The following is a 22,003-nucleotide window of genomic DNA, read 5'->3' on the forward strand; positions in this document are numbered from 1 at the left end:
AAAAAATTAATAAAAAAATAATTTTTTGAATATTTTGCACCATGATGACCACAAATCAGTTTGGGCTATTTACGGTGATTTCGCCCCATGTTGGTGCGAAAATGCTTTTTTTCTCTAAGAACCTTCTTTTTCAGCAATGAATAAAAATTTAAAAGTCGGCTTTTAAAGCCAATAACTGCTTTGATTTCAAGGATCATTCTTTTAAATGCTGTTATGACGCCAATTTTCTATGCCTTTTTGGAATAGCCTTTATGATTATTTTACATTTCAACTTTTAAACTGCGCCATTTATACTATTCAGCATTAAAGCCTCTGCCAGAATGATCAGTCCATGCAGCTATTTTTGACGCAGACTCAAATCGGCTCACTTTGTGCGATTTGCGCAGCCTTTTTGTTCAGCACCAAAGCCATTTTTATTAAACAGGCCTATGCGCTGTCGCCTCAGGTGGATGCCACTGTTCTGATGGCGCTTCGCATGAGCTGCGCACTGCCGTTTTTCCTGCTGATCGCTTGGTTCAGCCGTAAAAGCTATGCAGGCCTCCATTTAAAAGACTGGGCCCTGCTGATTTTAGCTGGGTTGCTGGGCTATTATTTTGCCAGCTGGCTGGATTTTAAGGGCCTGATGTATATCAGTGCATCGCTGGAACGGATCATTTTATTTCTCTATCCCACGCTGACTGTTATTGCTACCAGCTTTATCTACCGGCAGCGGCTCACGCTGCAAAGCCTATGTGCTATTGCGCTCAGTTACGGCGGCACGGTCATTGTCATGCTGCAGGAACAAAGCAATGCGCCGCATGAAAGCAGTTTTTGGCTGGGCGCCAGCTTGGTTTTTGCCAGTGCTGTAGCCTTTGCGTCTTATTTATTGATGACACCTAAACTCATTGTGAAATTCGGTTCTTGGCATTATAACGGCTTAGCGCTCAGCATTGCCTGCATCGGAACATTGGTGCATTTTGCATTGGCCGTTCCAGAGCCGCTGCAGCTTTTGCGGCAACTGCCGCTGAGTGTCTGGGGCTATGGCGCAGCGCTGGGCTTCTTTGTCACCGTGCTGCCCACCATCCTCATGATGCAAAGCATTGTTCGGCTTGGCGCTGCACAATCGGCCATGATTGCCTCAATCGGCCCTATTTTGACCATTTTACTGGCTGTGGCATTTTTAGATGAACATTTGAACATGATTCAGTGGATGGGCTGCATTTTAAATATCTTAGGCGTGTTGATGATCACATTGTCTAAGAAAAAACTGAGCACCCATTAAGCCGCCGTCAAACAATATCCTATAGCCACTCATCACCGCATTTTACAGTCTGAGACTATATGCAGGCCTTGATTTTGCTTATAGTAACTGCGGTTGAATCGCAGATGATTCAGCACCTCTTTAGCCGCCATCTTGCGGCTAAGTGACATGTTCTTTAGGATTAATATGCATACCTCTGCTGACATCAGCCAGAATAAACCTTTACTTATGCTCATGGCGGTTGCCTGCGGCCTCTGTGCAGGCGCCAACTATTATTGCCAGCCGCTGATCAGTTCAATTCAGCACAGTTTTAATGTGCCTCAATCTCAAGTCGCCTTAACCGTCACTTTTGCGCAAATCTCTTATGCCTTAGGACTGCTGTTCATTGTGCCGCTGGGCGATATTGTCAATAAAACTAAATTTATTCCGATCCTCATGCTTGGCGCTGCGATTGGCCTTGGCATTTGCGCGCTTGCTGTGAATTTGCCGATGCTTTGGATTGGCACCATTACGGCTGGCCTGTTTTCTGTAGCAGCGCAGGTACTGATTCCGCTGGTCACCCTTGCGGTGCGCCCAGAAAAAATTGGCGAGACGGTCGGCTTTCTCATGAGTGGCCTGCTGGTTGGCATTCTGCTGTCGACCAGCCTGTCAGGCTTATTGTCCAATTTAATCCATTGGAAAATGATTTATATCCTCAGCGCCATCCTCATGCTGGTAATTGCGGCCATTTTGATGCGCCAGCTGCCGAATGTCAGCACCATGCAGATGAGCTACAGCAGCATCTTTAAATCAATGGGCCTGCTGCTGAAGCAGGAACGCCGTTTGATTTACCGCTCACTGATTGGCGGCTGCGTATTTGCAGCCATGAGCATGCTGTTTTCAACAATTGCCATGCTGCTGACGGCGCCGCCTTTCTCATTGGCGGATGTTTGGGTCGGTGTCCTGACTTTAGTTGGCGTCTTTGGCGCCTTGTCCACACAATGGGTCGGCAAATGGGCTGACCGCGGCTATAATGCAAAACTGACTTGGGCTGGCTGCAGCATTATGGCCTTCAGCTGGCTGCTGCTGTATATCGGCGGGCATTCCCTGCTCAGTTATGCCTTTGGCTATGGCATCATCAGCTTGGGCTTAGCCATGGTGCACAGCTGCAATCAAAATATTATTTTTCAGCTTAATCCCGCTGCGCGTTCGCGCATTAATTCTATTTATATGACCGCCTATTTTATCGGCGGCGCATGCGGTTCCGCGTTGGGGGTCTATGCATGGCATCATGGCGGCTGGACGATGGTTTGCCTCACAGGATTAGCTCTGGCTGCGGCCGCAGCGTTTTTTGCCCTGCTGGATCAGCGCTATAATCTGCAGCATATTCAGCAAAAGCAAAGCTAAACTCTGCCGCTAACACACATGCGCAGCAGGATAATAAGGCTTGCCTAAATCCATCGCCTGCGCATTTTCCAGCAGCAGTAAAATCATGACTGGCATTAAAGCGCCCAAAACATGGCAGCAGTCCTGCATATATTTACGGTTCACGGCGCTGCCGCAATTCATTCCGCCTTGCATCAGCTGAATATGCAGGGTATTCAAACGCTTAAACAGCAGTATTAATATGGCGGACGTATCCTGCTGCTGCATGGCCAAACGCTGCTGTCCCATATCTTGAGCCAGCCCCTCTTTAAACTGCTCCATAGAAATTTTGGCATTCTGATAATCCCAAAATCCTTGATAAAGCGTATGCTGGTGAAGCAGCGCCTGTACAGGCTGGCTGAGTTTTTCCCATAACATCTGGCCCAGTTTCCCTTCTGCATCTTTTTGGCACAGCATCTGTAAAAACTGCAGCAGGCATTTTTCATTCGGCTCTGTACCCTGCGCATATACTGCATTGAATGAGATCCATAAACTCATGTACTGCAAGTCAGGCTCTTCATTCAAATCATACGCTTTCTTGAGCCAGCTGAGCCCGCGCAAAATACGTAAATTAAATACTTCTGAATTTTCAGCCTTTTTTATCTTAAAGATTTCTTCAAGCATCAACATATTTATTCATCATATTTTTTCTTTTTCTGGATTTTTTTGGGCCAAGCCTAACGCTTACTATGCGCAGTATTCACTGCTCAAATAAGATACTGCACAATTGCCCTTAATTGTAAGCTTTTCTGACTGCATTATTGGCAAGGTATAAACAGCACCGCGATTTCTCTGTTAAACAGCAATCTCGATGCTGATGATGCTCACCTGTAAAACCAAGAACAACGCATTCTCCTTTACTCTGTTACTGCCGGTTTCTTATCAGTTTTTAAAGTTAATAGCTTATGGCTTTCGAGCAAATCATTCTCATCAAAGATAAATTCATAGGACATCTTTTGTCCATTAAATACAGTTTCTGCAGGTGTGCCAATCAGCTCCCACAAGCCCGCTGTAGCCACATCTGCAGCCCCATGCCAAAATGCGCGGCCGATTTTACTGGCGGTCGAATAGCCTTGCATAAAGGTATATATTTCATAGCGCTTGCCATTTTTAAATTCAGAAGTTACAGGTGCGCCAAACTCTGCAATGACAAGGCTTCTGGATACGCCCTGCTGAATCATTGCCGTATTTTTCTTTGTCGGCTGCTTGCTTGCCATTACCACAGCACAGCCTGATGTGAAACTTAAACTCAATACCAATCCAATGGCCCCAATAATTTTGTACATACAGTTTCTTTATTCTTAACTAAATTATTCAATATATTTTTTATTTTCAGCTTAGAAAGCATACCCGTAAATCTCAAATTATGCATTTACTTCAAAATGAAAATTTCATTATTTTTCATTGATTATATGACTTTTTTTCAATTCGGTGAAAGCATCCTCTGCTATTTAAAATAGCGTAGCTTTACCCCTGGCTGCGAACAATGCTTCGCGAAATCCGCCTATTTTATGATAGTATGACGGCCTATTTTGAAAGGGCTTCTCCAGCCATTTCAATATGCTCCCAAGTTCAGTTTGATCCCCTTTGTCCATTGCATTGTTTTCGAGGCATCATTTTTAATGACGAATCTTCATACCATTGAAAATAAACTTCATCCCCGCATTTCTGTTGCCCCGATGATGGATTGGACCACCAAAGATTACCGGTTCTTCGCGCGCCTGTTTAACCCCAATATCATTCTATACACAGAAATGGTAACTACTGGCGCAATTATTCATGGTGATGCCAAACGCCATTTAGACTTCAACACAGAAGAACACCCGATTGTTTTGCAGCTGGGCGGCTCTAACCCTCAAGATCTGGCACTGTGCACAAAGATGGCCCAAGACTGGGGCTATGACGAAGTCAATTTAAATGTCGGCTGTCCAAGTGACCGCGTACAGAATAATAAAATCGGCGCATGCCTCATGGCCGAACCTGATCTCGTCGCTGAATGCATTGCTGAAATGCGCAATGCAGTCGATATTCCTGTGACGGTAAAGCACCGCATTGGCATTGATGACATGCAGTCTTATGAAGAAATGCTGCATTTTGTCGATACGGTAGCCAAAACAGGCTGTGACAACTTTATTGTCCACGCCCGTATTGCCCTGCTGCAAGGTTTATCACCGAAAGAAAACCGTGATGTGCCCCCTTTACGCTATGAAGATGTGTACCGCCTCAAGCAAGAGCGCCCTAACCTGCTGATCGAAATTAATGGCGGTGTCAAAACCTTAGCTGAAACGCAAGCACATTTGGAACATGTGGATGGAGTGATGATTGGCCGTGAAGCCTACCATAACCCTTACCTTTTGGCAGAATTAGGGCAATTATGGAATTTAGAGCTGCCTGACCGCTTTGACATTATCAATCAAATGCTGCCATATATTGCGCAGCGCATGGCGGAAGGCGCACCGCTGTCCATTATTACCCGCCACATTTTAGGCTTATTCCAAAACCTGCCCGGCGCGCGTAAATGGCGTCAGGCCCTGAGCGGCGGCAATGCTAAAACGTTTGCAGATGTGGAAAATGCCATCCGCAATATCAAGGAAAATATGCGCCGCGCAGAAGATGAAGCCAAAGAGTATCAAGCCGCTCTATAATTCATTAAGCAGAAATAAAAAAGCCAGCTTTAGTCCGCTGGCTTTTTTATTTCTGGCGCTGCACTGCCCAGTTTTAACGTTTTAGCCCAAAGGCCACTTACTGCTTATTGTAGATAGAATGGCCCTGATCTTTAATAGCGGCTATATTTTTGCCTTCCGCTTTGGCTTTATCTAACTGCCCTGCTTTCACCAAGGCGCGCGTTTTATCAATTTCTGCCGTCAATTGATCAAATAAAACATCCGAACTTGGCGCTTTAGCATCTTTGGTTTTTAATTTTACTTTCTTTGCATCTAAAGCCGCGGCTTTCATCTGATCCAGCGCCTGCAGTGCATCCTGCTGATTGTCAGCCTTATTAAAGGCTTTAAAGTTTTTGCCCAGAGTCTTCATATTCTGCTGAAGCGTGGCGGCAAAGCTGAAGCTGCTGAAAGATAAAGCTGTGCACAACATGACTGTGGCTAAAGTTTTTTTGATCATCCCGGTATCCTTATAAAGATCGTGTCAAAACTATGGCTATGGTTAAACTGCCGCTTGCTGCGAATCTGTTCCGCAATTAAATTATTCGATAGATTTTAATTTTAAGCAGCCAGCCTATTGTTCATAGCATAAAAATGCAGCGAAATCGCTGCATTTTTATGAATATTGAACCGCTTTGATCATTTTAATTCATCAGGATCAGTTTCATCCGGCTCATGGTGCAGTGCATCATGAATCGCTTCAACCAGCTGCTGCGCAATTTCCTGCTTAGATGCTTTTTCTAAATCGCGCTGCGGCAAGCGGTACTGCTCGGCAAAGAATACAATCATCGCATTTTCATCGGAAGCAAAACCGATATCTGGACGTGAAACGTCATTGCAGGCAATCATATCCAGCTTTTTCGCGACTAATTTCCCCGCCGCATACTCTTCAACATTGCGGGTTTCCGCCGCAAAGCCCACCATAAATGGCCGCTTTTCCTGCTGCGCAATGGTCGCCACAATATCCGGATTCTTCACCAGCGCGACATTCAGCTCATCGCCGGCCTTTTTAATTTTATGTTCAGCCACGTGCGCCACACGGTAATCCGCAACTGCGGCTGTCGCAATAAAGATGTCGCAGCCCTTTTCCAGCTGATCCATGCTCTGTTCCAGCATCTGCATGGCAGACTGCACATTAATACGGCGCACGCCGTTTGGCGTATCTAAACTGACAGGCCCTGCAATCAGGCTCACTTTTGCGCCGGCAGCATAGCAGGCTGCTGCCAAGGCAAAGCCCATTTTTCCGGTGCTATGATTTGAGATATAGCGCACAGGGTCAATTGACTCACGCGTCGGCCCTGCGGTAATCACCACATGCTTGCCTGCCAGCAAGCCAAATTTTTCGGCAATGGCGCGCTGCGCGCGGTGGAAATATTCAGTGACTTGATGCGCTAAATCTTCCGGTTCCGGCATGCGGCCTAAGCCGACATCGCCGCAGGCTTGCGCACCCGCATCCGGCATAATCACATGCACGCCATCTTCAATCAGCGTATTCAAATTGCGCTGCGTGGCTTTGGCTGCCCACATCTGCTGATTCATGGCTGGCGCAACCCATACCGGCGCTTTGGTCGCCAAATATAAAGTCGACAGCAAATCATCCGCCAAGCCAGCGGCAAATTTGGCCAGCGTATCGCAAGTGGCTGGCGCAACCAGCACAAGGTCTGCCCAGCGCGCCAGCTCAATATGCCCCATGCCGGCTTCGGCTTCTGGATCTAATAATGCGGTATGTACAGGATTGCCCGACAGCGCCTGAAAGGTCAGCGGCGCAATAAAGGCTTGCGCGCCTTCCGTCATCACCACGCGCACGTCAAAACCTGCGTCTTTTAAACGGCGGACTAAAATCGCGCTTTTATAGGCAGCAATGCCGCCTGAAACAGCTACAATAATATTTTTGTTTGGAATCACACTTAAATCGAAACTCACGAACAGGCTACCTATCTGTTGCAGTGGCGCTCACAATAGCATTAAATATGGCCTGACCCAAGATTCAACTTGGAAAAACCCAACATACTGATAATAAAAAAAGTCTAAAAATAATGAATTTCTCAATTAAAAACTGGCCTGAACAGGAGCGCCCGCGTGAACGCCTGCTGCGCCAAGGCCCGCAAAGCTTATCCGATGCCGAACTGCTGGCGATATTTTTAAGATCCGGTTCGCAGCAGCACTCAGCGGTTGAATTAGCCCGATTGCTGATTCAGCATTTTGGCAGCCTCAGCCCGATTCTTGATGCCAAACTGGAAGAGATCAGCCAGTTTCACGGCATGGGCCCAACCAAATATGCGCAGCTCATGGCCGTAAAAGAACTCGGAAAACGCTACATTGACCAGCAATTCAGCCAAAGCCCGCTGCAGATGGATTGCTCTGCCCAGCTGCTGAGTTTTCTGCGTTTTGAATTTTTAGCTGAAACCCAAGAAGTCTTTGCCGTACTGTGCCTCGATGTGCATTTAAGAAAGATCAACTTTAAAAAACTGTTCTTTGGATCCATCAACAGCTGTGAAATTTCCATCAGTCAGCTGCTGCGCTACGCCATACAGCAGCATGCCAGCGCGGTTGTGATTGCGCATAATCATCCTTTTGGAAAACCGCAGCCCTCACCTGCTGACATTCAGCTGACGCAGCAAATTCAGCACGCCTGCAGCCTGCTGGAAATCCGCCTCATTGACCACTGCATTATTTCAGCCGAAGGCTCTTTTTCCTTTGCCGAGCATGGCCTGATCAGCCCGAAGAATTCTGCATCATTCACATATTGACAAAGGCGGATGCGCATATGAAGATCACAGCAAATTTAAATAAGATTCTATTCAAATGATCGTGCGTGACCAACCCAGCGTTTTTAAACTGCTCTTTTCGTGGCGGGGCACCATTTTGCCAAAAGTTTTGCCGCCATTAGGGGTTGTCATGCTGCTGTCCACCGTCATTGGCGGACTGTCTTACATCAATATCTTTCACTTTCCTGAGCTGCCCTTAGTCGGCTTCACTTTAATTGGTGTGGTGCTGTCTATTTTCTTGGGCTTTAAAAACTCGGCCTGCTATGACCGCTGGTGGGAAGCACGCCGCCTGTGGGGCATTCTAATTGCCAATGCGCGCCACTTTGACCGCGACTGCCGCATGCTCAGCCAAGGCCGCCGCGAACGGATCATTCAGCACGTAATTGTATTCGCCAATGTCTTGCGCGACCGCCTGCGCCATCAAACAGCCAATCCCACAGAACTGGTGCAAACCAGCGGCATGAGCCAGCAGGCGCTGACTCAGCTGTATCAGCAGGCCAATGCGCCGCAGTACACCTTGAGCCTGATTCAATGGGAACTGATGCAGGCGCTGAAAGATGGAGAAATTTCAGACATTATTTATGCGCAGATGAATGAGCACGTAATGGAACTGAGCATGGTGCAAACCGGCTGTGACCGGATTGCCACCACACCACTGCCCTTTGCCTATTCGGTGCTGCTGAACCGCACGGTGTATTTTTTCTGCTTTATGCTGCCGTTCAGTTTAGGTTCTACACTGGGTTTAGCGACACCGCTACTGGTCGGTATTTTAGCCTATACCTTTTTAGGACTGGATGCGCTCAGCTCAGAAATTGAAGAACCTTTTGGCACGCAAAGCAATGATTTACCGCTAGATTCTATGGTGCGTACCATTGAGATTGAACTGCTTGGCACTTTAGGTAAACCGACACCGCCGCCGATTCAAGCGCAGGACAATAATCTTTTATAATCCCTCTTCACCTCCCTTTCCTACATTGCGTTTTAAAGCAGTGCTTAAAACTCATTCAGAGAGGAGAAAAATCCCCCTGTATCAAAGGGGGATTAAAATCAGCGAAAACTCTCCCAAATCCCCACTTGCCCTTCTTTCACCCGCGGAATATTGCCTAGCTTGATCCACGGCATATTGTCTCCATGAAAATCACTGCCCACCGATACCTTCAGCCCATGTTCCGCAATCATGCGGTCCACCATTTGCCGTGTGCCTAAAGGTTCAATCGCTGGCGGCAGCTCAACGGCATCGCCGCCAAACTGGGCAAAAATTTCGATGAGATAGCGGATATTGGTGGCGGACAAATCATAGCGGGTCGGATGCGCCAGCACGGCAAAACCGCCGCTGGCATGAATGACTTGAATGGTTTCTTCAAGCCCCAGCCCATCAAATTTCACATAGGCTTTTTTGCCTTCTTTAATATACTTATCAAAAGCCTGCTGCGCGCGGCTGACATAGCCTTTTTCGACTAAAGTTTTGGCAATATGGGTGCGGGTCACACGGTCTGGAATATGCTCTACTTTCGCGACCACCTCGGCATAAATATCTTCACCAATTAAGGGGATCAATAAATCGCAAATCTGCTTGGCGCGCACAGCGCGAATCTGCTTCTGCTGTTCGAGCAGAGCCAGCAAAGGCTCTGGATGCTGCATATTCAGCGCCACAATATGCACGCCATAAGTCTTTTTGGTGGCAGGGCGTGACCATTGGCTGGAAATTTCCACACCAGAAATCAGCTCAATGCCTAACTCTTTGGCAGCGCCTTCAGCTTGGATTAAGCCATCCATCGTATCGTGATCGGTCAGCGCAAGGGTATGAATGCCAATTTCACCGGCCGCACGCACCAGCTGTTCTGGAGACAAAGTTCCATCAGAAATATTACTGTGTGTATGTAAATCTACGCCTTGCATCACTTATACTATGTCATTTATTTGATCAGATGCCAGATACTTTAACATGAAAGCACTTTTAGACTTTGTGCCACTCATTATTTTCTTCTATTTATATAAAACTGTTGATCCTAAAGACACTGATCATCCTTTACTGCAGCTCGTCGGCTCAGCTGGCGGTGTCGACAATAATAATATTCTGGCAGCGACAACGGGTCTGATTATTTCCATGCTAATCGTCTACGGAGCATTGTTTTTCATACAGAAATTCCGCTTAGACAAACAGCAGTGGATTGTGCTGTTCATGACGGTTATTTTTGGCGGCATCACCTTAATGCTCAGCGATGACTTCTATATCCGCCTCAAAGCGGTTCTGCTGAATCTGGTCTTTGCTGGCGCTTTCTTACTTTCGCCTTGGTTCGGCAAAGACAAAAAACCGCTGATCGAACGCTTATTTGGCCCTGTACTGGATTTAACCGGCCGCGGCTGGATCAAGCTGAACTATGCATGGGCCGCCATGTTTGTCGTCATGTCCAGTTTGCATATTTTCTTCGCTTATTTATACGCCGGCGGAAAATTTTGGGGAGAATTCACCGCATTTGGCGACATGCTCGTGATGTTTTCCTTTATCATTATTCAGTTTATTGTATTGCGTAAATACTTTAAAACTTCTGAATAAAACTTTCGGTAAAATTTAGAGAAATCACATGCCATTTTTCGTTGTAACATGTACAGATAATGAAGATACTGTTGAAAAGCGCCTTGCCGTCCGTCCGCAGCATTTGGAACGCCTGCAAAAGCTGAATGACGAGGGCCGTTTAGTCGCTGCCGGCGCAATGCCAAAAGATCCAAGCAATCCTCAAGCAGGTTTTTACGGCAGTACCATTATTGTCGATTTTGATTCTCGCGAAGCGCTGGATGACTGGCTTCAAGAAGAACCGTTCCTGAAAGAAGGCGTTTACGGCCACATTGACGTAAAACCTTTCAACAAAGCCTTTCCTCAAGGATAAGTGACATGCGTGCCGTTGTTTCCAGCTTACTGGGCCTCTCTATTTTTTGTACCGCTGCATGGGCGGTTGAACCGGCTCCGGCTCCTGCTGCTGCCCCTGCTGCGCAAGCAACGACTGCAACACCCCCGCCGCAAACCCTGCCAGCCAATAAGCCTAAAACTTTGCCGTTCTCTGCAAAGGGCGCCTCAAATGCGCTGACGGCGGAAGAAAATCCTTTAACCGCTGAACAATTGACAAAGAACAAAGCCTTGCAGGATGCCAAGATTAAAGCGCTGGTGAAAGATCAGCACTCCCGCCTGCAGCAGCTGGAAAAAGCCAACTTAGATGCCTTGGCTCAAAATCAGGAACTGCAGCTGAAAAACGACAATCTGGGCGTACAGGTTCAAGTGCTGCAAAGTGAGCGCAGTGCGCAAATGTTTCTATACGGCGCAGCAACCATTGCTGTCGGTGTTTTGCTTGGCTTTTTGATTGCCAGCTATGTTTACACCAAACGCCGCCGCCAATGGTAATCCCCAACGACCTCAAATACCGCTAACCGTAATCATGTAAAAGGCTGAGCTGTGGCTGATGCAATTCAAACGGCCGAATTGGACTGGCAAACAGTCGACGGCATTGATATCCCTGTTTCCAAGCAATTTGGCGACGTGTATTTTTCTAAAGACAACGGGCTGCTGGAAACACGCCATGTGTTTTTAAACGGCAATGATCTGCCCGAACGCCTCACCCAGCTGCAGGATTTTGAATATTTCTGTGTCGGTGAAACTGGCTTTGGCACGGGGCTGAATATTTTGGCGCTTTGGCAGCTTTGGCAGCAGGCGCGTCCAGACAATCACAGCCGCCTACATGTGATTTCTGTCGAAAAATTTCCGCTGTCTCAAGCAGACTTAAGCCGCGCGCTGCATGCATGGCCTGAACTGCAGCCTTTGGCGCAGCAGCTGATTGAACAGTATCCGCAGCCGATCGCTGGCTGCCACCGTTTAAACTTCCCAGATGAACGCTTTTCTATTGACTTGTGGCTGGGCGATGCGCATGACGTTTTCCCTGCCATGGCGCGGACTCAGCAGGTCAATGCCTGGTTTTTGGATGGCTTTGCGCCGTCCTGCAACCCTGATATGTGGGAAGAAAATGTTTTAAATCATATTATTCGCTTGTCGGACATCGGCACCACGTTTGCATCATTCAGTGTTGCAGGCGTCCTGAAGCACGGCTTAAAACAGCATGGCATTTCTATTTCCCGCCCGCGCGGTTTTGCCCACAAGCGTGAAATGCTGAAAGGCATTTGGCTGCCGCCTGAAGCTGACAGCCACCCAACAGATGAAACCAGCGCTCAAAAAAAAACGCAGATCAGCTCTAAGCCCGCTTTTAAACAGCGCCAAATTGCGATCATTGGCGCCGGTATAGCCGGCCTAAGCTGCGCATGGGCTTTTGCTCAGCGCGGCCATCGCATTGCCTTGTTTGACCAGTCAGCGCCTTTAGCAGGCGGTTCAGGCAATCCTCTTGCACTGCTGAATCCTAAGCTGTGTCAGATTGAGCAAAGCGCTGAACATTTGATGACGCTGTCATGGCAACATGCCCTGCGGCACTATTCAAAATTTTCCGCTTTCCGGCCCATTCAAGTTCATCAGCTGGCGCTGAAAAAAGCTGAAGAATTGCTGCATTTAGCTGAACAGTATCCAGCAGCGATTTTACACGCTGAAACAGCCGCTGAAAGCGGCTTAGAAACCGCATTTCCAAGCCTGAACCTGCTGCAGGCCGGCGCAGTTTCTCCGCATCAATTGCGTGATCAAATCCTGCAGCATCCGCTGATTCAATTTCAGCAGGCTGAAATTACTCAAATTCAGCGCACATTCCCTGTTCAGCTCTATCAAAACCAAGATTTTCTAGGCGAGTACGATCACGTGATTGTCTGCGCTGCGCGCCAAAGCGCGCAGCTGTTTGAGCACTGCCCTATGCTGAAGCCAATCCGCGGGCAAGTCAGCTGGGTGAAAAACGCTGGACAGCCTTTAGCGCATGAACATGCATACAGTTATGGCGGCTACTGCATGCAGCTGGATGCCAAGCATTTGATCTTAGGCGCTTCGTTCTATCCCAACCGTGATGATGATGCTGTACTGCCGGAAGACCATGTGCATAACTATGAACTTATCCGCAGTGTATTTCCAAGCTATGCACAATCCTTGGCCGCACCAGACACATGGCAAGGCCGCGCATCGGTGCGGGCGCAAACGCAAGATTATTTTCCGCTGCTGGGCAAAGCTGAAGATGATCAGGAAATTTATACCTTTGCAGGCTTAGGCTCTAAAGGCTTTCTATATGCGCCGCTGTGCAGCGAAGCGCTGGCGGCGCAAATTTTAGGTGAAGCCAGCCCGATTCCTGCGAGCTTATTGAAAAAGCTGAGTGCGCAGCGTTTCCGTAAAAAGGCCAAACCGAAAAAGCCTTATTTTAAACCGCCGCAATCTGAATAATTTTTAGGATTTGCCAGACATGCAGCATTGAATGCTATAAAAAAAGCGCCTTGCGGCGCTTTTTTCTCAGCTGCTTTGCTCTAAAGGCAAACCTGCATCACGAGCGGCGCGAGTGCCGCCCATTAAAATGACATATTCGCGGCCGCTGTCAAAACCCTCTAATAGTTCAGCTGCGCGCGGCGCTTTGCTTCCGCCACCACATAAAATGTAAATGGGCTGATCCGTCGACACCTGAGTTAGGCTGCTTTCTGAAAGACCGTTAATCGGCTGGTTTACCGCGCCTTTAACATGCGCTTCAGCATAAGCACTTGAATCGCGTACATCCCAGATAATCGCATTTTCTGGGAACTCAAATGTTGTAATTTCTTGCTTACGGATCATTGTGCACTCCTTTGATGTAAACAACACTTGGCAAATGAAGAAAACATCCCTAGCATCTCAGATATTCTTTCCATTTGTAAAGGTTTAATCCATGCCATCTTTTGATATTGTTTCAGAATTAGAAGTTTTTGAAGTAAATCATGCAGTTCAGAACACTCAAAAAGAAATTGCGACCCGCTTTGACTTCCGCGGTCAAGACGTTTCGATCGAACTGAATGAAAAAGCCAAAGAAATCAAAATCAGTACCGAAAGTGATTTCCAGTGCGAACAAGTATACAGCATGCTGGAGAGCCATTTCTTTAAGCGTAAAGTCGATATCCAAGCGCTTGACCCGCAGAAAATGACCGCTTCAGGCAAAAATGTCATTCAAGTGATTAAACTGAAAGATGGCCTTGACTCTGATACTGCAAAAAAAATTAATAAAGCCATTAAAGAAAGCGGCATTAAAGTGCAGTCTTCTATTCAAGGCGACAAAATCCGTGTAACCGATAAAAAGCGCGATACTTTACAGCAAATTATGGCGTTCCTAAAAGAGCAGCAATTTGGCGTACCATTGCAATTCAATAACTTTAAAGACTAAGGCAGATACTCTGCCAAGCAGAGGATCACATGACTCAGCGCAACCGTTTATCTAAACTGGTGCACAGCACCGCCAGATTCCCGCAAGGCATTCGCACTGCGCTGTGGTCAAAAGCCTTTGGCCGTATCGTTCCCATGGTCGGCACAGCCAAAATCCGTTACATTGAAGTCAACGCTTCACAGGTAACGGTAAGCTTGGCTAATCATAAAGCCATGCAAAACCATATTGGCCAGCTGCATGCCTGCGCGATGGCGCTCCTTGCGGAAACCGCAACAGGTTTTGTGACTGCCATGAATGTTCCGGACAGCGCCATTGTACTGATTAAAAGCATGAAGGCTGATTTTAAACGCCCAAGCAAAGGCGCCATGACAGCAACAGCAACTTTAACTGCAGAGCAGCAAAAACTCATGCAGAGTACAGAAAGAGGCGAAACTTTAGTGAGTGTGACTATCCAGGATGAATCTGGCGAAGAGCCAGTCAAATGTGAAATGCTTTGGGCATGGGTCGCCAAATCCCATCTCAAAAAGAAAAGCTGAATAGCCAAGCAGAATTTTCTTAAAATGTAAATAAAACTTACCTTTAGGTAAGTTTTATTGTTACTGATCCTGTACTTCGCACAAACAGAATTCTTCTATTTAAAACATCTGCTTCAGCTCAACATAGGCATATATCTAAAATTCCTAGAGCCAAACAATGAGAAAATTGATTCTGACCTCTGCATTATTATTGACAGCCATTCCCCTGCTGTCTGCCTGCAGTCAAAATCCATCTATAGCAAGAACTGCCGTCAGCACCTTGTCCTTCGCTGATCAAGCCGCTGAAAACAAGAAAACAGTCACCGACTTTTATGAAGGCGTATTTCAAAAGCATCAAGTGGCAGCCTATGCTGACCGCTATATTGGCAATCAGTATATTCAACACAACCCGCATGTGCCGGATGGCAAAGCGCCATTTGTCAATTATTTCACGCAGCACTTTAAGGAAAACCCTCAAGCCAAAAGCGTCATTAAGCGCGCTGCTGCTGAAGGCGATTTGGTCTTTTTACATGTGCTTTCTACCGAAAACGACCACGACAAGGGCGCAGCAATTGTTGATATTTTTCGTGTAGAAAATGGCAAAATTGTAGAGCATTGGGATGTACAGCAGGATGTGCCTGCAGACAGCGCCAATAGTAACACCATGTTCTAACCCGTTTTATCTGCACAAAAAAAGCCAGTATATGAACTGGCTTTTTGATATTTCAGCTGATTTTTTTATGCATGTTTCGCTGCAAATTTTTCTTTCACTTCATCAGGAATTTGACGCTTAGCTCCTTTGACATCGACGGCAACAAAGGTAAATACGCCCTCAGTTACCCGGATTGGATCACGAGAACTGTCATGGCTGTCCCACACTTCAATTTGCATTTGAATTGAAGTATTGCCGACTTTTAGTATTTTAGTATAGCAGCTGATCACATCGCCCACTTTTACCGGAACCAAAAATGTCATTTGGTTAATCGAGATAGTCGCACAGCGTCCTTTGCTGAAGCGTTCAGCATGAATTGCTCCAGCCAAGTCCATTTGCGACACAATCCATCCGCCGAAAACATCACCGCTCCAGTTAGTATCTGCCGGCATTGCAATCGTTTGAAGGGATAGGGTTCCCTCCGGTTTTACATGAGAATCTGACACAGTCACTCCAAGCCCTGATTTACTTTTGGGCAGTTAATTGTTGATCCAGCCACTTTTGCAGTTCACTGGATCGTAACGCACCGCTTATTCTAGCAATTTCGCTGGTTTTATTCATTAAAACTAGGGTCGGAATGCTTCGAACATTAAAAGCGCTGCTGAGCCTCGGGTTCTCTTCCGTATTAATTTTAGCGAAAACCACATTCGGGTACAGCTTCGCCGCTTGTGCAAAATGCGGCGCCATCATTTTACATGGCCCGCACCACTCCGCCCATAAGTCAATCAAAATAGGCAGATCACTATGCGTAATAAAACTGCTGAAGTTCTGCTCATTCAACTCAATAGGCGCAAGCGGAATCAAGTTGTTATGGCATTGCCCGCATGCTGGACTGGCCGAAAGCTTATCTTCTGGCACTCGATTTTTAGCGCTGCAGGCTGGGCATACAATAATCATTTAGCCGTCTCCAATATGTTGATTCAAAAAGTCTAATTGAACCGCTACCGCTTTTTCAAACCATTTTCCATGATAAATGTCAAAATGCTGCATTTCCCATTCATGATAATCTGCATAAGGCGCAATATTAGTGGCGGCTTCGCGGCTGATTTCTAAAGGAATTAAACTGTCCTGCTTTGACGCGATATACAGCACCGGCACAGCAATGCGTCTCAAATTTTGCATGGGCCGGTAACGGATTAAATTAAAGAAGACCCTTGCCGGTATTTCACCGCTCCAGTAATAATCGGAATGCAGAATAGACTGATAGCCATCATATGCGCCGGCAACAGGAACAAAGCACAGCTCCTGTTCTGAAACAACCGGCAGGCTTTTCGGCTGCATGCCAACTTTTGCGCCCATATAATCCTGACTGGATATTTTTAATGCTTTGGGCAGCAGCGGCAGCGGGTACTGCTTCGCGCTTTCAGCGCCATCCACAAAAGGATTCAAAGCAATCACCGCCTGAATGTTTTTATTTTCAGATGCAATATCCAGCACATAGCCTGCACTTAAGGAAATTCCCCAAAGCACAATTTTACGGCTGTCAATTGATTTGCGCTGCGCGACATGCATCAGCATCGTCCGCCAATCTTCCAGCTGCGCCTGCAGCGAGACCAATTCCCTTGGACGGCCAGTGCTTCCGCCCCAATAGCGGTAATCAAACAGGACAACCGCATGGCCAGCCTGCGCAAAACGCTGGGCAAATTGAACGAGTTTAAATTGGCGCAAGCATGCAAGGCCATGCGCCATAATAATGACACCTGGCTTCTGCACGGTCTTTGGCCGATAGAAATCTGCAGCGATCACCTCTTGCCCGCTTTTAACATACAGCGGCCCAACAGTATAAGCATGCATAATTGCTCCAGATGTTTTTTATGGTTGTAATCGTTTATAAATATTTCAATACATCAAGCTGATATTAAGGCTTAATGCTATCATAAAGCATAATTCTATTATTTAAATTATGGAGTGACACGATGAGCGAAAATGTTGGCTTTGCTGGTCAAATCGGCCCTGAACATGTAACACAAGTGATTGAAAAAGGCTTTAAATCCATTATCAACAACCGCCCCGATATGGAAGGCGGCCCTGAGCAGCCAACAAGCGCTCAAATTGAGGAAGCTGCCCGCGCAGCAGGCCTCGACTATGTTTATCAGCCCGTAGTTGCCGGTCAAATTACTGAGGTCGATGTTCGTGCTTTTGCTAATCACTTCAATGAATTGCCAAAACCTGTACTGATGTTCTGCCGTACAGGAAACCGTTCTAATAATTTGTATCAGCTGGCCAAACAGATGGATTTGCTCGATGACTAAGCCGCTCCTGAGAAGTTTGCTATTGAGTGCATCGCTACTGTGTTCATTTCCCGCTATGGCTGAGAATAACAGTACTGCGCTGAATAGCAAGCTCAGCGTAGCAGGACAAATGACTGCTGATAAGTTCAGCACTTTGTTAAAGCAGCATCATTTTAAATCTGTGATTGTGAACCGCCCTGACCAAGAGCAAGGCAATACTGTTACCGTGAATGAGTTGCGCAATATTGCGGAAAAGTCGCAAGTCAGCGTGATTTATCAGCCAGTAACCAGCGGTAAAATTTCTCAAACAGACATTATTGAATTTGCCAAATATTATCAAGAACTGCCTAAACCCATCCTGATGATTTGCAAAAGCGGCTCACGCTCTGCTGCGCTGTTTAATCAGGCTAAAGCTCAAGGTTTACTGCATGAATAAATTACTTTTGATTTTCATCTGCACGCTTGCTGTTTGCGGCTGCAACTCTATGAATATCCGCCCAACGGTTGGTGTCAGTGTTGGAACATCCATTTAAATCGCGTTTAGAATCCTTGAATAAAAAACAGCGCCGAAGCGCTGTTTTTTATGCTTACATTATTTAATATCTAACCAAGATGTTACGCTCTTACCGCCAGGAACACTTGAAATGACTTTTACATCATCTCCAGCAGCACAGCCTGTCAAACGCACTGTGTAATTCACTAGGCTATTTCCAGTATTTGCGAATGTGCTTGGTGTTAATAAATTCATTGCATTCGGCACAGGCACACTGCCCGCTCTGATAACCGCTTCACATGCTAGGTTATTTGAATTAGTATTATCTTTCACTTCAACAGAGATCTGAGTTTGAGATGGCATTGGCACCGTTTTTTGCGAGTTGCCAAACACCTGGAAGCTGAAATTGCCCGAACCGCTTGTAATGAACCCATTACTGTCAAAGCCGCTGCCCCACACATAAGTCGGAGTGTCATGCGCAAATGCAAATAGAATTTGCTGGCGTAAAACGCCGCTTAAGTTGTTGTCACATGTATTCGGAATATTAGGCTGAACTATAAGCGGTGTTGGCGTTGGTTTAGTCGAAAGACACTGCAAAGCACCTGCAGCTTTCTTATACAGGAACTCACCCACTGTATATAAAGTGTTCTCATCATCATCTCTGAAGAAATCACCAATATTCTCAGTTAAAATATCCGTGCCTGCTGTATATAAATTATCACCATCAATATCTTTATAATCCTTATCACCTTCAACATAAGCTAAAACAGTTACACGGTTGTCTAATGGTCGAGGGTTCTGAGTAGTTAAAGTAACAGAGCAAACACCGTTATCATCCGTCATACAGTTTGAATCAACTTTACCGCCTTCGCTGACAAAACTGATAACCGTATCTTTGGGTACAGGGTTGCCTGTACGGTCACGCATCCGAGCAACAATCGTTGCAACATCACCATCAATATCTGTACGTAAGGATTGTTTAGAAACAGATAGGCTAACCCCTTCCTGCGTCACACGGCCAGAAGATACTTTAACGCCTTTAGAAATTGCGGACACTGTTGGAGATGCTACCAATGTTGCTTTAATCTCTACAGGGCCAGGGATATTGCCTGGATATAAATTAACAACAATTTTACCTTTAGAATCACTTTTTAATGTTTGGGTAGCGCGGTTATTCAATGTCACAAAATGAAGATCATTTGGCGCTTTTTCCAAAGAGACCTCAACGTCTTTATCGCGTGCTGGGACACCATTGGCATACAGCGTGAACTCAATAGAACTAGATGCTGCTGACCCGCTGCTTTTAATACCCAGATTAACATCATTAGTCGTTGTGTAAACAAGGGAATCAGCGGCTACTGCGGCAATATTCAGTGTCGTTGTAACAGAAGATGAGCTGCTAGGCGAAGATGCTGTAACAACAACTGGGCCTTCACATAAATCGCCATTCGCAGCAATAGCTTTATATGAAGTAATCACATTGCCTTGATTTGATGAAATAACCGATGCTGGATCAAATGTACCGCAGCTTGCTGTAAAGTTTACCGTTACATTATTTTGAGCATCTGAATTTTGATTTAAAGTTTTTAAAGTAATATTCGTAGACGCGCCTGATGAAAGACTAGCAGCGGCAGCAGATATATTCGATAAGACAACATTTAATGACTGTAAACTAAAGACTGCATCTTTCGCTGTGGCAGTATTCCCATCATATTCAGCACCTGCTGAAATTTTGTAGGCGCCTGTACTGCTCAAATTTTCAGGTGTTACTGAAATAGTTGCTTCGCCATTTGCATTAGTCACTACCGCACCATTGGAACTGCCAAAAGTGACGCCACCAGTTGAAGTAAATGTTACGATTGCTCCACTGACGCCATTTCCAGACTGATCTGTCACTTTTACAGTAGCTGTTACACCCTCTGCTGTAATAACCGCAGTCGAATTGCCATTCAAATCTTTCAGCTGAATTGCGCTAGCATTCAGAGATTTAACGGCTTCACCTGTATTAGGATTAGTTGAAGAGCCTGTGCTGCCGCTTGATTGCTGATTATAATACCCATCACTGCCGCCGCCTCCGCAACTTGCCAGCAATACAGCCAAAGCAACAGCTGATAATTTTAAACCAATTTGTTTCTTTTCCATGGAAATCCCCAAAACCCTCATCAATTTTTAAGCTCGTTATAAATATTTATTGCTGGATATGTAATCATAGTTGCTGCTTTATGTAAACAAAAGCATTACAAATGTTTTTAGATCTAAGCCCAACAATTCACAAGGAGTTCAATATGTTCGACATTATCATTATTGGTGCTGGAACGGCAGGTATTGCGGCTTATAAAGAAGCAATAAAGCATACACAAAATATACTCATCATTAATGATGGCCCTTGGGATACCACATGTGCGCGTGTTGGCTGCATGCCCAGCAAAGTACTCATATCATCTGCAAACCGAATGCATGACATTCAGCATGCGGCAGAAGTCGCTTTGAAGATAGAAGCCAATATCAATACAATAAATGTCATGCCTCATGTAAGAGAGTTGCGAGACCGTTTTACAGCAGCCACATTAAAAGACGTAAATAGCTGGGAAGCATCGCATAAAATTTCTGGACATGCCTCTTTTATTAATGCCAATACAGTACAAGTCAACAATTCCACTTATCAAGCTAAGTCTTTCATCATTGCTGTTGGATCCACCCCCTCATTTAATACTCAATGGAAATCAGCGCTTAAAGACCGGCTGATTACTTCAGATGATATTTTTGAATTGCCCGAATTGCCAAAATCATTGGCCGTTATCGGCAGCGGCGTTATTGCGATAGAACTGGCGCAAGCTATGCACAGGCTTGGTGTTAAAACTACGATATTTGCTCGCAGCCGAAAAGTCGGGACATTAACCAGCCCGAATCTTCAAATGCTGGCTCAAAAAGAATTACAGGCTGAACTAGACATTAAGTTTGAAGTATTGCCAAAAAAAGTTGAAAGTTCTCAATCAGGCGTTGAAATTACATATGAGGAAAATGGCTCCGAATGTCTGTTAATTGCTGATTACGTACTTTCAGCGACTGGCCGGGACAGTAATTTACAGCATCTCAAGCTGGAAAACATTAATGATGCATTTACTGATCTGCGAAATATCCCTGTTGATGATCAGACGAAGCAGCTGCTTCATTATCCTATTTTTATTATTGGCGATGCGAAAACGACCACACCGATTCAGCACGAAGCATCGCATGAAGGAAAAGCCGCCATTCACAATGCTTTAAATTTTCCTGAGATTCAATCAATAAAAATGCTTACCCCCTTAGGCATTGTTTTCAGCTCACCAGAAATGGCAACGGTCGGGCAGAGCTTTAAAAAACTTAAAAGCAATAATATTGAATTTGTAACAGGTCTTGTATCTTATGAAAAACAAGGCCGGGCGCTGGTTCTTGGAAAAAATAAAGGCGCAGCCGAGATTTACGTCGATAAAATTTCAAGAAAAATCTTAGGTGCCGAGCTATTTGTTGAATTTGCAGAACATCTCGCACATTTATTGACCTGGATCATTGCGGAAGAGCTCACTGTTGATGCGGTTCTGACAAAACCTTTCTATCATCCGACCTTAGAAGAAGGCCTTCGCACCGCATTGAAGCATGCGCGCAGGCAGCTGAACTCTATTTAAA

25 protein-coding genes are annotated in these 22,003 nt (G+C 45.9%); 15 read left to right on the top strand and 10 right to left on the bottom strand.

The window, feature by feature from the left end; genetic code table 11:
• Positions 1 to 331 precede the first annotated feature (331 nt).
• Positions 332 to 1,261, top strand: a complete 930-nt coding sequence (locus OKC24_RS09915; protein ID WP_265465019.1) for a DMT family transporter — start codon at positions 332 to 334, stop codon at positions 1,259 to 1,261.
• 165 nt (positions 1,262 to 1,426) lie between these two features.
• Positions 1,427 to 2,626, top strand: coding sequence for an MFS transporter (locus tag OKC24_RS09920; RefSeq protein ID WP_131276837.1), 1,200 nt, complete (start codon positions 1,427 to 1,429; stop codon positions 2,624 to 2,626).
• Between the two features lie 9 nt (positions 2,627 to 2,635).
• Here OKC24_RS09920 and OKC24_RS09925 read toward each other — a convergent pair whose 3' ends face one another.
• Together OKC24_RS09925 and OKC24_RS09930 are read right to left on the bottom strand one after the other, a co-directional pair.
• On the bottom strand, positions 2,636 to 3,274 hold the full coding sequence (locus OKC24_RS09925) for a hypothetical protein (protein WP_131276840.1): 639 nt from the start codon (positions 3,272 to 3,274) through the stop codon (positions 2,636 to 2,638).
• Between the two features lie 227 nt (positions 3,275 to 3,501).
• Positions 3,502 to 3,930, bottom strand: coding sequence for a hypothetical protein (locus tag OKC24_RS09930; RefSeq protein ID WP_131276843.1), 429 nt, complete (start codon positions 3,928 to 3,930; stop codon positions 3,502 to 3,504).
• A 336-nt stretch (positions 3,931 to 4,266) separates the two neighbouring features.
• On the opposite strand from OKC24_RS09930, the gene dusA reads away from it, so the two are divergent.
• The gene (gene dusA, locus OKC24_RS09935) at positions 4,267 to 5,289 is read left to right on the top strand and encodes a tRNA dihydrouridine(20/20a) synthase DusA (protein ID WP_130146157.1); all 1,023 of its coding nucleotides are present in this window, start codon (positions 4,267 to 4,269) and stop codon (positions 5,287 to 5,289) included.
• Positions 5,290 to 5,386: 97 nt separating this feature from the next.
• Here dusA and OKC24_RS09940 read toward each other — a convergent pair whose 3' ends face one another.
• Positions 5,387 to 5,764, bottom strand: coding sequence for a cytochrome b562 (locus tag OKC24_RS09940; protein ID WP_130146155.1), 378 nt, complete (start codon positions 5,762 to 5,764; stop codon positions 5,387 to 5,389).
• 179 nt (positions 5,765 to 5,943) lie between these two features.
• Positions 5,944 to 7,227: a bifunctional phosphopantothenoylcysteine decarboxylase/phosphopantothenate--cysteine ligase CoaBC gene (gene coaBC / locus OKC24_RS09945; protein WP_130146153.1), complete on the bottom strand. Its 1,284-nt coding sequence runs from the start codon at positions 7,225 to 7,227 to the stop codon at positions 5,944 to 5,946.
• A gap of 113 nt (positions 7,228 to 7,340) precedes the next feature.
• On the opposite strand from coaBC, the gene radC reads away from it, so the two are divergent.
• Both radC and OKC24_RS09955 read left to right on the top strand, forming a co-directional pair.
• Complete coding sequence (radC, locus tag OKC24_RS09950; protein WP_130146151.1) at positions 7,341 to 8,054, top strand: RadC family protein; 714 nt, start codon at positions 7,341 to 7,343, stop codon at positions 8,052 to 8,054.
• A 115-nt stretch (positions 8,055 to 8,169) separates the two neighbouring features.
• Positions 8,170 to 9,021: a bestrophin family protein gene (locus OKC24_RS09955; protein ID WP_252151916.1), complete on the top strand. Its 852-nt coding sequence runs from the start codon at positions 8,170 to 8,172 to the stop codon at positions 9,019 to 9,021.
• Between the two features lie 98 nt (positions 9,022 to 9,119).
• Here the strand turns inward: OKC24_RS09955 and OKC24_RS09960 are convergent, their stop codons facing one another.
• Positions 9,120 to 9,971 (bottom strand): PHP domain-containing protein, encoded by an 852-nt coding sequence (locus OKC24_RS09960; RefSeq protein WP_265465020.1) that lies wholly within the window; start codon positions 9,969 to 9,971, stop codon positions 9,120 to 9,122.
• A gap of 46 nt (positions 9,972 to 10,017) precedes the next feature.
• Here OKC24_RS09960 and OKC24_RS09965 point away from each other — a divergent pair, with 46 nt between their 5' ends.
• From OKC24_RS09965 to mnmC, 4 genes are read left to right on the top strand one after another with little or no spacing between them, the layout of a single operon-like run.
• Entirely contained in the window at positions 10,018 to 10,629 is a 612-nt protein-coding gene (locus OKC24_RS09965) for a septation protein IspZ (protein ID WP_130146145.1), read from the top strand.
• Positions 10,630 to 10,657: 28 nt separating this feature from the next.
• Positions 10,658 to 10,960, top strand: coding sequence for a YciI family protein (locus OKC24_RS09970; protein WP_130146143.1), 303 nt, complete (start codon positions 10,658 to 10,660; stop codon positions 10,958 to 10,960).
• 5 nt (positions 10,961 to 10,965) lie between these two features.
• Positions 10,966 to 11,469 (top strand): SH3 domain-containing protein, encoded by a 504-nt coding sequence (locus OKC24_RS09975; protein ID WP_130146141.1) that lies wholly within the window; start codon positions 10,966 to 10,968, stop codon positions 11,467 to 11,469.
• 51 nt (positions 11,470 to 11,520) lie between these two features.
• Positions 11,521 to 13,425 (top strand): bifunctional tRNA (5-methylaminomethyl-2-thiouridine)(34)-methyltransferase MnmC2/FAD-dependent 5-carboxymethylaminomethyl-2-thiouridine(34) oxidoreductase MnmC1, encoded by a 1,905-nt coding sequence (mnmC, locus tag OKC24_RS09980; RefSeq protein WP_131276880.1) that lies wholly within the window; start codon positions 11,521 to 11,523, stop codon positions 13,423 to 13,425.
• Positions 13,426 to 13,491: 66 nt separating this feature from the next.
• Here the strand turns inward: mnmC and OKC24_RS09985 are convergent, their stop codons facing one another.
• Complete coding sequence (locus OKC24_RS09985) at positions 13,492 to 13,806, bottom strand: rhodanese-like domain-containing protein (protein ID WP_005012459.1); 315 nt, start codon at positions 13,804 to 13,806, stop codon at positions 13,492 to 13,494.
• A 91-nt stretch (positions 13,807 to 13,897) separates the two neighbouring features.
• Here OKC24_RS09985 and OKC24_RS09990 point away from each other — a divergent pair, with 91 nt between their 5' ends.
• The 3 genes from OKC24_RS09990 (at position 13,898) to OKC24_RS10000 (ending at position 15,574) form a co-directional block, all read left to right on the top strand.
• On the top strand, positions 13,898 to 14,386 hold the full coding sequence (locus OKC24_RS09990; RefSeq protein ID WP_005012457.1) for a YajQ family cyclic di-GMP-binding protein: 489 nt from the start codon (positions 13,898 to 13,900) through the stop codon (positions 14,384 to 14,386).
• Between the two features lie 29 nt (positions 14,387 to 14,415).
• A complete protein-coding gene (locus tag OKC24_RS09995) occupies positions 14,416 to 14,922 on the top strand; it encodes a DUF4442 domain-containing protein (protein ID WP_131276883.1) in 507 nt (168 codons plus the stop codon).
• Between the two features lie 157 nt (positions 14,923 to 15,079).
• Positions 15,080 to 15,574: a nuclear transport factor 2 family protein gene (locus tag OKC24_RS10000; protein WP_130146135.1), complete on the top strand. Its 495-nt coding sequence runs from the start codon at positions 15,080 to 15,082 to the stop codon at positions 15,572 to 15,574.
• Between the two features lie 65 nt (positions 15,575 to 15,639).
• Here the strand turns inward: OKC24_RS10000 and OKC24_RS10005 are convergent, their stop codons facing one another.
• The 3 genes from OKC24_RS10005 to OKC24_RS10015 form a co-directional block, all read right to left on the bottom strand.
• A complete protein-coding gene (locus OKC24_RS10005; RefSeq protein ID WP_416346070.1) occupies positions 15,640 to 16,005 on the bottom strand; it encodes an acyl-CoA thioesterase in 366 nt (121 codons plus the stop codon).
• Positions 16,006 to 16,078: 73 nt separating this feature from the next.
• Complete coding sequence (gene trxC, locus OKC24_RS10010) at positions 16,079 to 16,510, bottom strand: thioredoxin TrxC (RefSeq protein WP_130146131.1); 432 nt, start codon at positions 16,508 to 16,510, stop codon at positions 16,079 to 16,081.
• Positions 16,511 to 17,407 (bottom strand): alpha/beta hydrolase, encoded by an 897-nt coding sequence (locus OKC24_RS10015; protein ID WP_265465021.1) that lies wholly within the window; start codon positions 17,405 to 17,407, stop codon positions 16,511 to 16,513.
• Between the two features lie 122 nt (positions 17,408 to 17,529).
• Between OKC24_RS10015 and OKC24_RS10020 the strand changes: the two genes are divergently transcribed.
• Together OKC24_RS10020 and OKC24_RS10025 are read left to right on the top strand one after the other, a co-directional pair.
• A complete protein-coding gene (locus OKC24_RS10020) occupies positions 17,530 to 17,865 on the top strand; it encodes a protein tyrosine phosphatase family protein (protein ID WP_005012443.1) in 336 nt (111 codons plus the stop codon).
• On the top strand, positions 17,858 to 18,280 hold the full coding sequence (locus OKC24_RS10025) for a protein tyrosine phosphatase family protein (RefSeq protein WP_130146127.1): 423 nt from the start codon (positions 17,858 to 17,860) through the stop codon (positions 18,278 to 18,280). Before OKC24_RS10020 ends, OKC24_RS10025 begins: the two co-directional genes overlap by 8 nt.
• 156 nt (positions 18,281 to 18,436) lie before the next feature.
• On the opposite strand, the gene OKC24_RS10030 is transcribed toward OKC24_RS10025, so the two are convergent.
• On the bottom strand, positions 18,437 to 20,479 hold the full coding sequence (locus OKC24_RS10030; RefSeq protein WP_265465022.1) for an Ig-like domain-containing protein: 2,043 nt from the start codon (positions 20,477 to 20,479) through the stop codon (positions 18,437 to 18,439).
• A 143-nt stretch (positions 20,480 to 20,622) separates the two neighbouring features.
• On the opposite strand from OKC24_RS10030, the gene OKC24_RS10035 reads away from it, so the two are divergent.
• Entirely contained in the window at positions 20,623 to 22,002 is a 1,380-nt protein-coding gene (locus tag OKC24_RS10035; protein WP_131276889.1) for a dihydrolipoyl dehydrogenase, read from the top strand.
• Position 22,003: the final 1 nt, after the last annotated feature.

This window comes from Acinetobacter entericus (assembly GCF_026168575.1).
GTDB lineage: Bacteria > Pseudomonadota > Gammaproteobacteria > Pseudomonadales > Moraxellaceae > Acinetobacter > Acinetobacter bouvetii.

Coding starts and splice junctions, on each gene's coding strand:
- OKC24_RS09960 (WP_265465020.1), bottom strand. CDS start 9,971: ATGCAAGGCGTAGATTTACATACACACAGTAATATTTCTGATGGAACT.
- OKC24_RS09985 (WP_005012459.1), bottom strand. CDS start 13,806: ATGATCCGTAAGCAAGAAATTACAACATTTGAGTTCCCAGAAAATGCG.
- OKC24_RS09920 (WP_131276837.1), top strand. CDS start 1,427: ATGCATACCTCTGCTGACATCAGCCAGAATAAACCTTTACTTATGCTC.
- OKC24_RS10000 (WP_130146135.1), top strand. CDS start 15,080: ATGAGAAAATTGATTCTGACCTCTGCATTATTATTGACAGCCATTCCC.
- radC (WP_130146151.1), top strand. CDS start 7,341: ATGAATTTCTCAATTAAAAACTGGCCTGAACAGGAGCGCCCGCGTGAA.
- OKC24_RS10005 (WP_416346070.1), bottom strand. CDS start 16,005: ATGCCGGCAGATACTAACTGGAGCGGTGATGTTTTCGGCGGATGGATT.
- OKC24_RS09995 (WP_131276883.1), top strand. CDS start 14,416: ATGACTCAGCGCAACCGTTTATCTAAACTGGTGCACAGCACCGCCAGA.
- dusA (WP_130146157.1), top strand. CDS start 4,267: ATGACGAATCTTCATACCATTGAAAATAAACTTCATCCCCGCATTTCT.
- OKC24_RS09940 (WP_130146155.1), bottom strand. CDS start 5,764: ATGATCAAAAAAACTTTAGCCACAGTCATGTTGTGCACAGCTTTATCT.
- OKC24_RS09930 (WP_131276843.1), bottom strand. CDS start 3,930: ATGTACAAAATTATTGGGGCCATTGGATTGGTATTGAGTTTAAGTTTC.
- OKC24_RS09990 (WP_005012457.1), top strand. CDS start 13,898: ATGCCATCTTTTGATATTGTTTCAGAATTAGAAGTTTTTGAAGTAAAT.
- OKC24_RS10035 (WP_131276889.1), top strand. CDS start 20,623: ATGTTCGACATTATCATTATTGGTGCTGGAACGGCAGGTATTGCGGCT.
- OKC24_RS09925 (WP_131276840.1), bottom strand. CDS start 3,274: ATGTTGATGCTTGAAGAAATCTTTAAGATAAAAAAGGCTGAAAATTCA.
- OKC24_RS10030 (WP_265465022.1), bottom strand. CDS start 20,479: ATGGAAAAGAAACAAATTGGTTTAAAATTATCAGCTGTTGCTTTGGCT.
- OKC24_RS10020 (WP_005012443.1), top strand. CDS start 17,530: ATGAGCGAAAATGTTGGCTTTGCTGGTCAAATCGGCCCTGAACATGTA.
- OKC24_RS09975 (WP_130146141.1), top strand. CDS start 10,966: ATGCGTGCCGTTGTTTCCAGCTTACTGGGCCTCTCTATTTTTTGTACC.
- OKC24_RS09970 (WP_130146143.1), top strand. CDS start 10,658: ATGCCATTTTTCGTTGTAACATGTACAGATAATGAAGATACTGTTGAA.
- trxC (WP_130146131.1), bottom strand. CDS start 16,510: ATGATTATTGTATGCCCAGCCTGCAGCGCTAAAAATCGAGTGCCAGAA.
- OKC24_RS09915 (WP_265465019.1), top strand. CDS start 332: ATGCAGCTATTTTTGACGCAGACTCAAATCGGCTCACTTTGTGCGATT.
- OKC24_RS09965 (WP_130146145.1), top strand. CDS start 10,018: ATGAAAGCACTTTTAGACTTTGTGCCACTCATTATTTTCTTCTATTTA.
- OKC24_RS10025 (WP_130146127.1), top strand. CDS start 17,858: ATGACTAAGCCGCTCCTGAGAAGTTTGCTATTGAGTGCATCGCTACTG.
- OKC24_RS10015 (WP_265465021.1), bottom strand. CDS start 17,407: ATGCATGCTTATACTGTTGGGCCGCTGTATGTTAAAAGCGGGCAAGAG.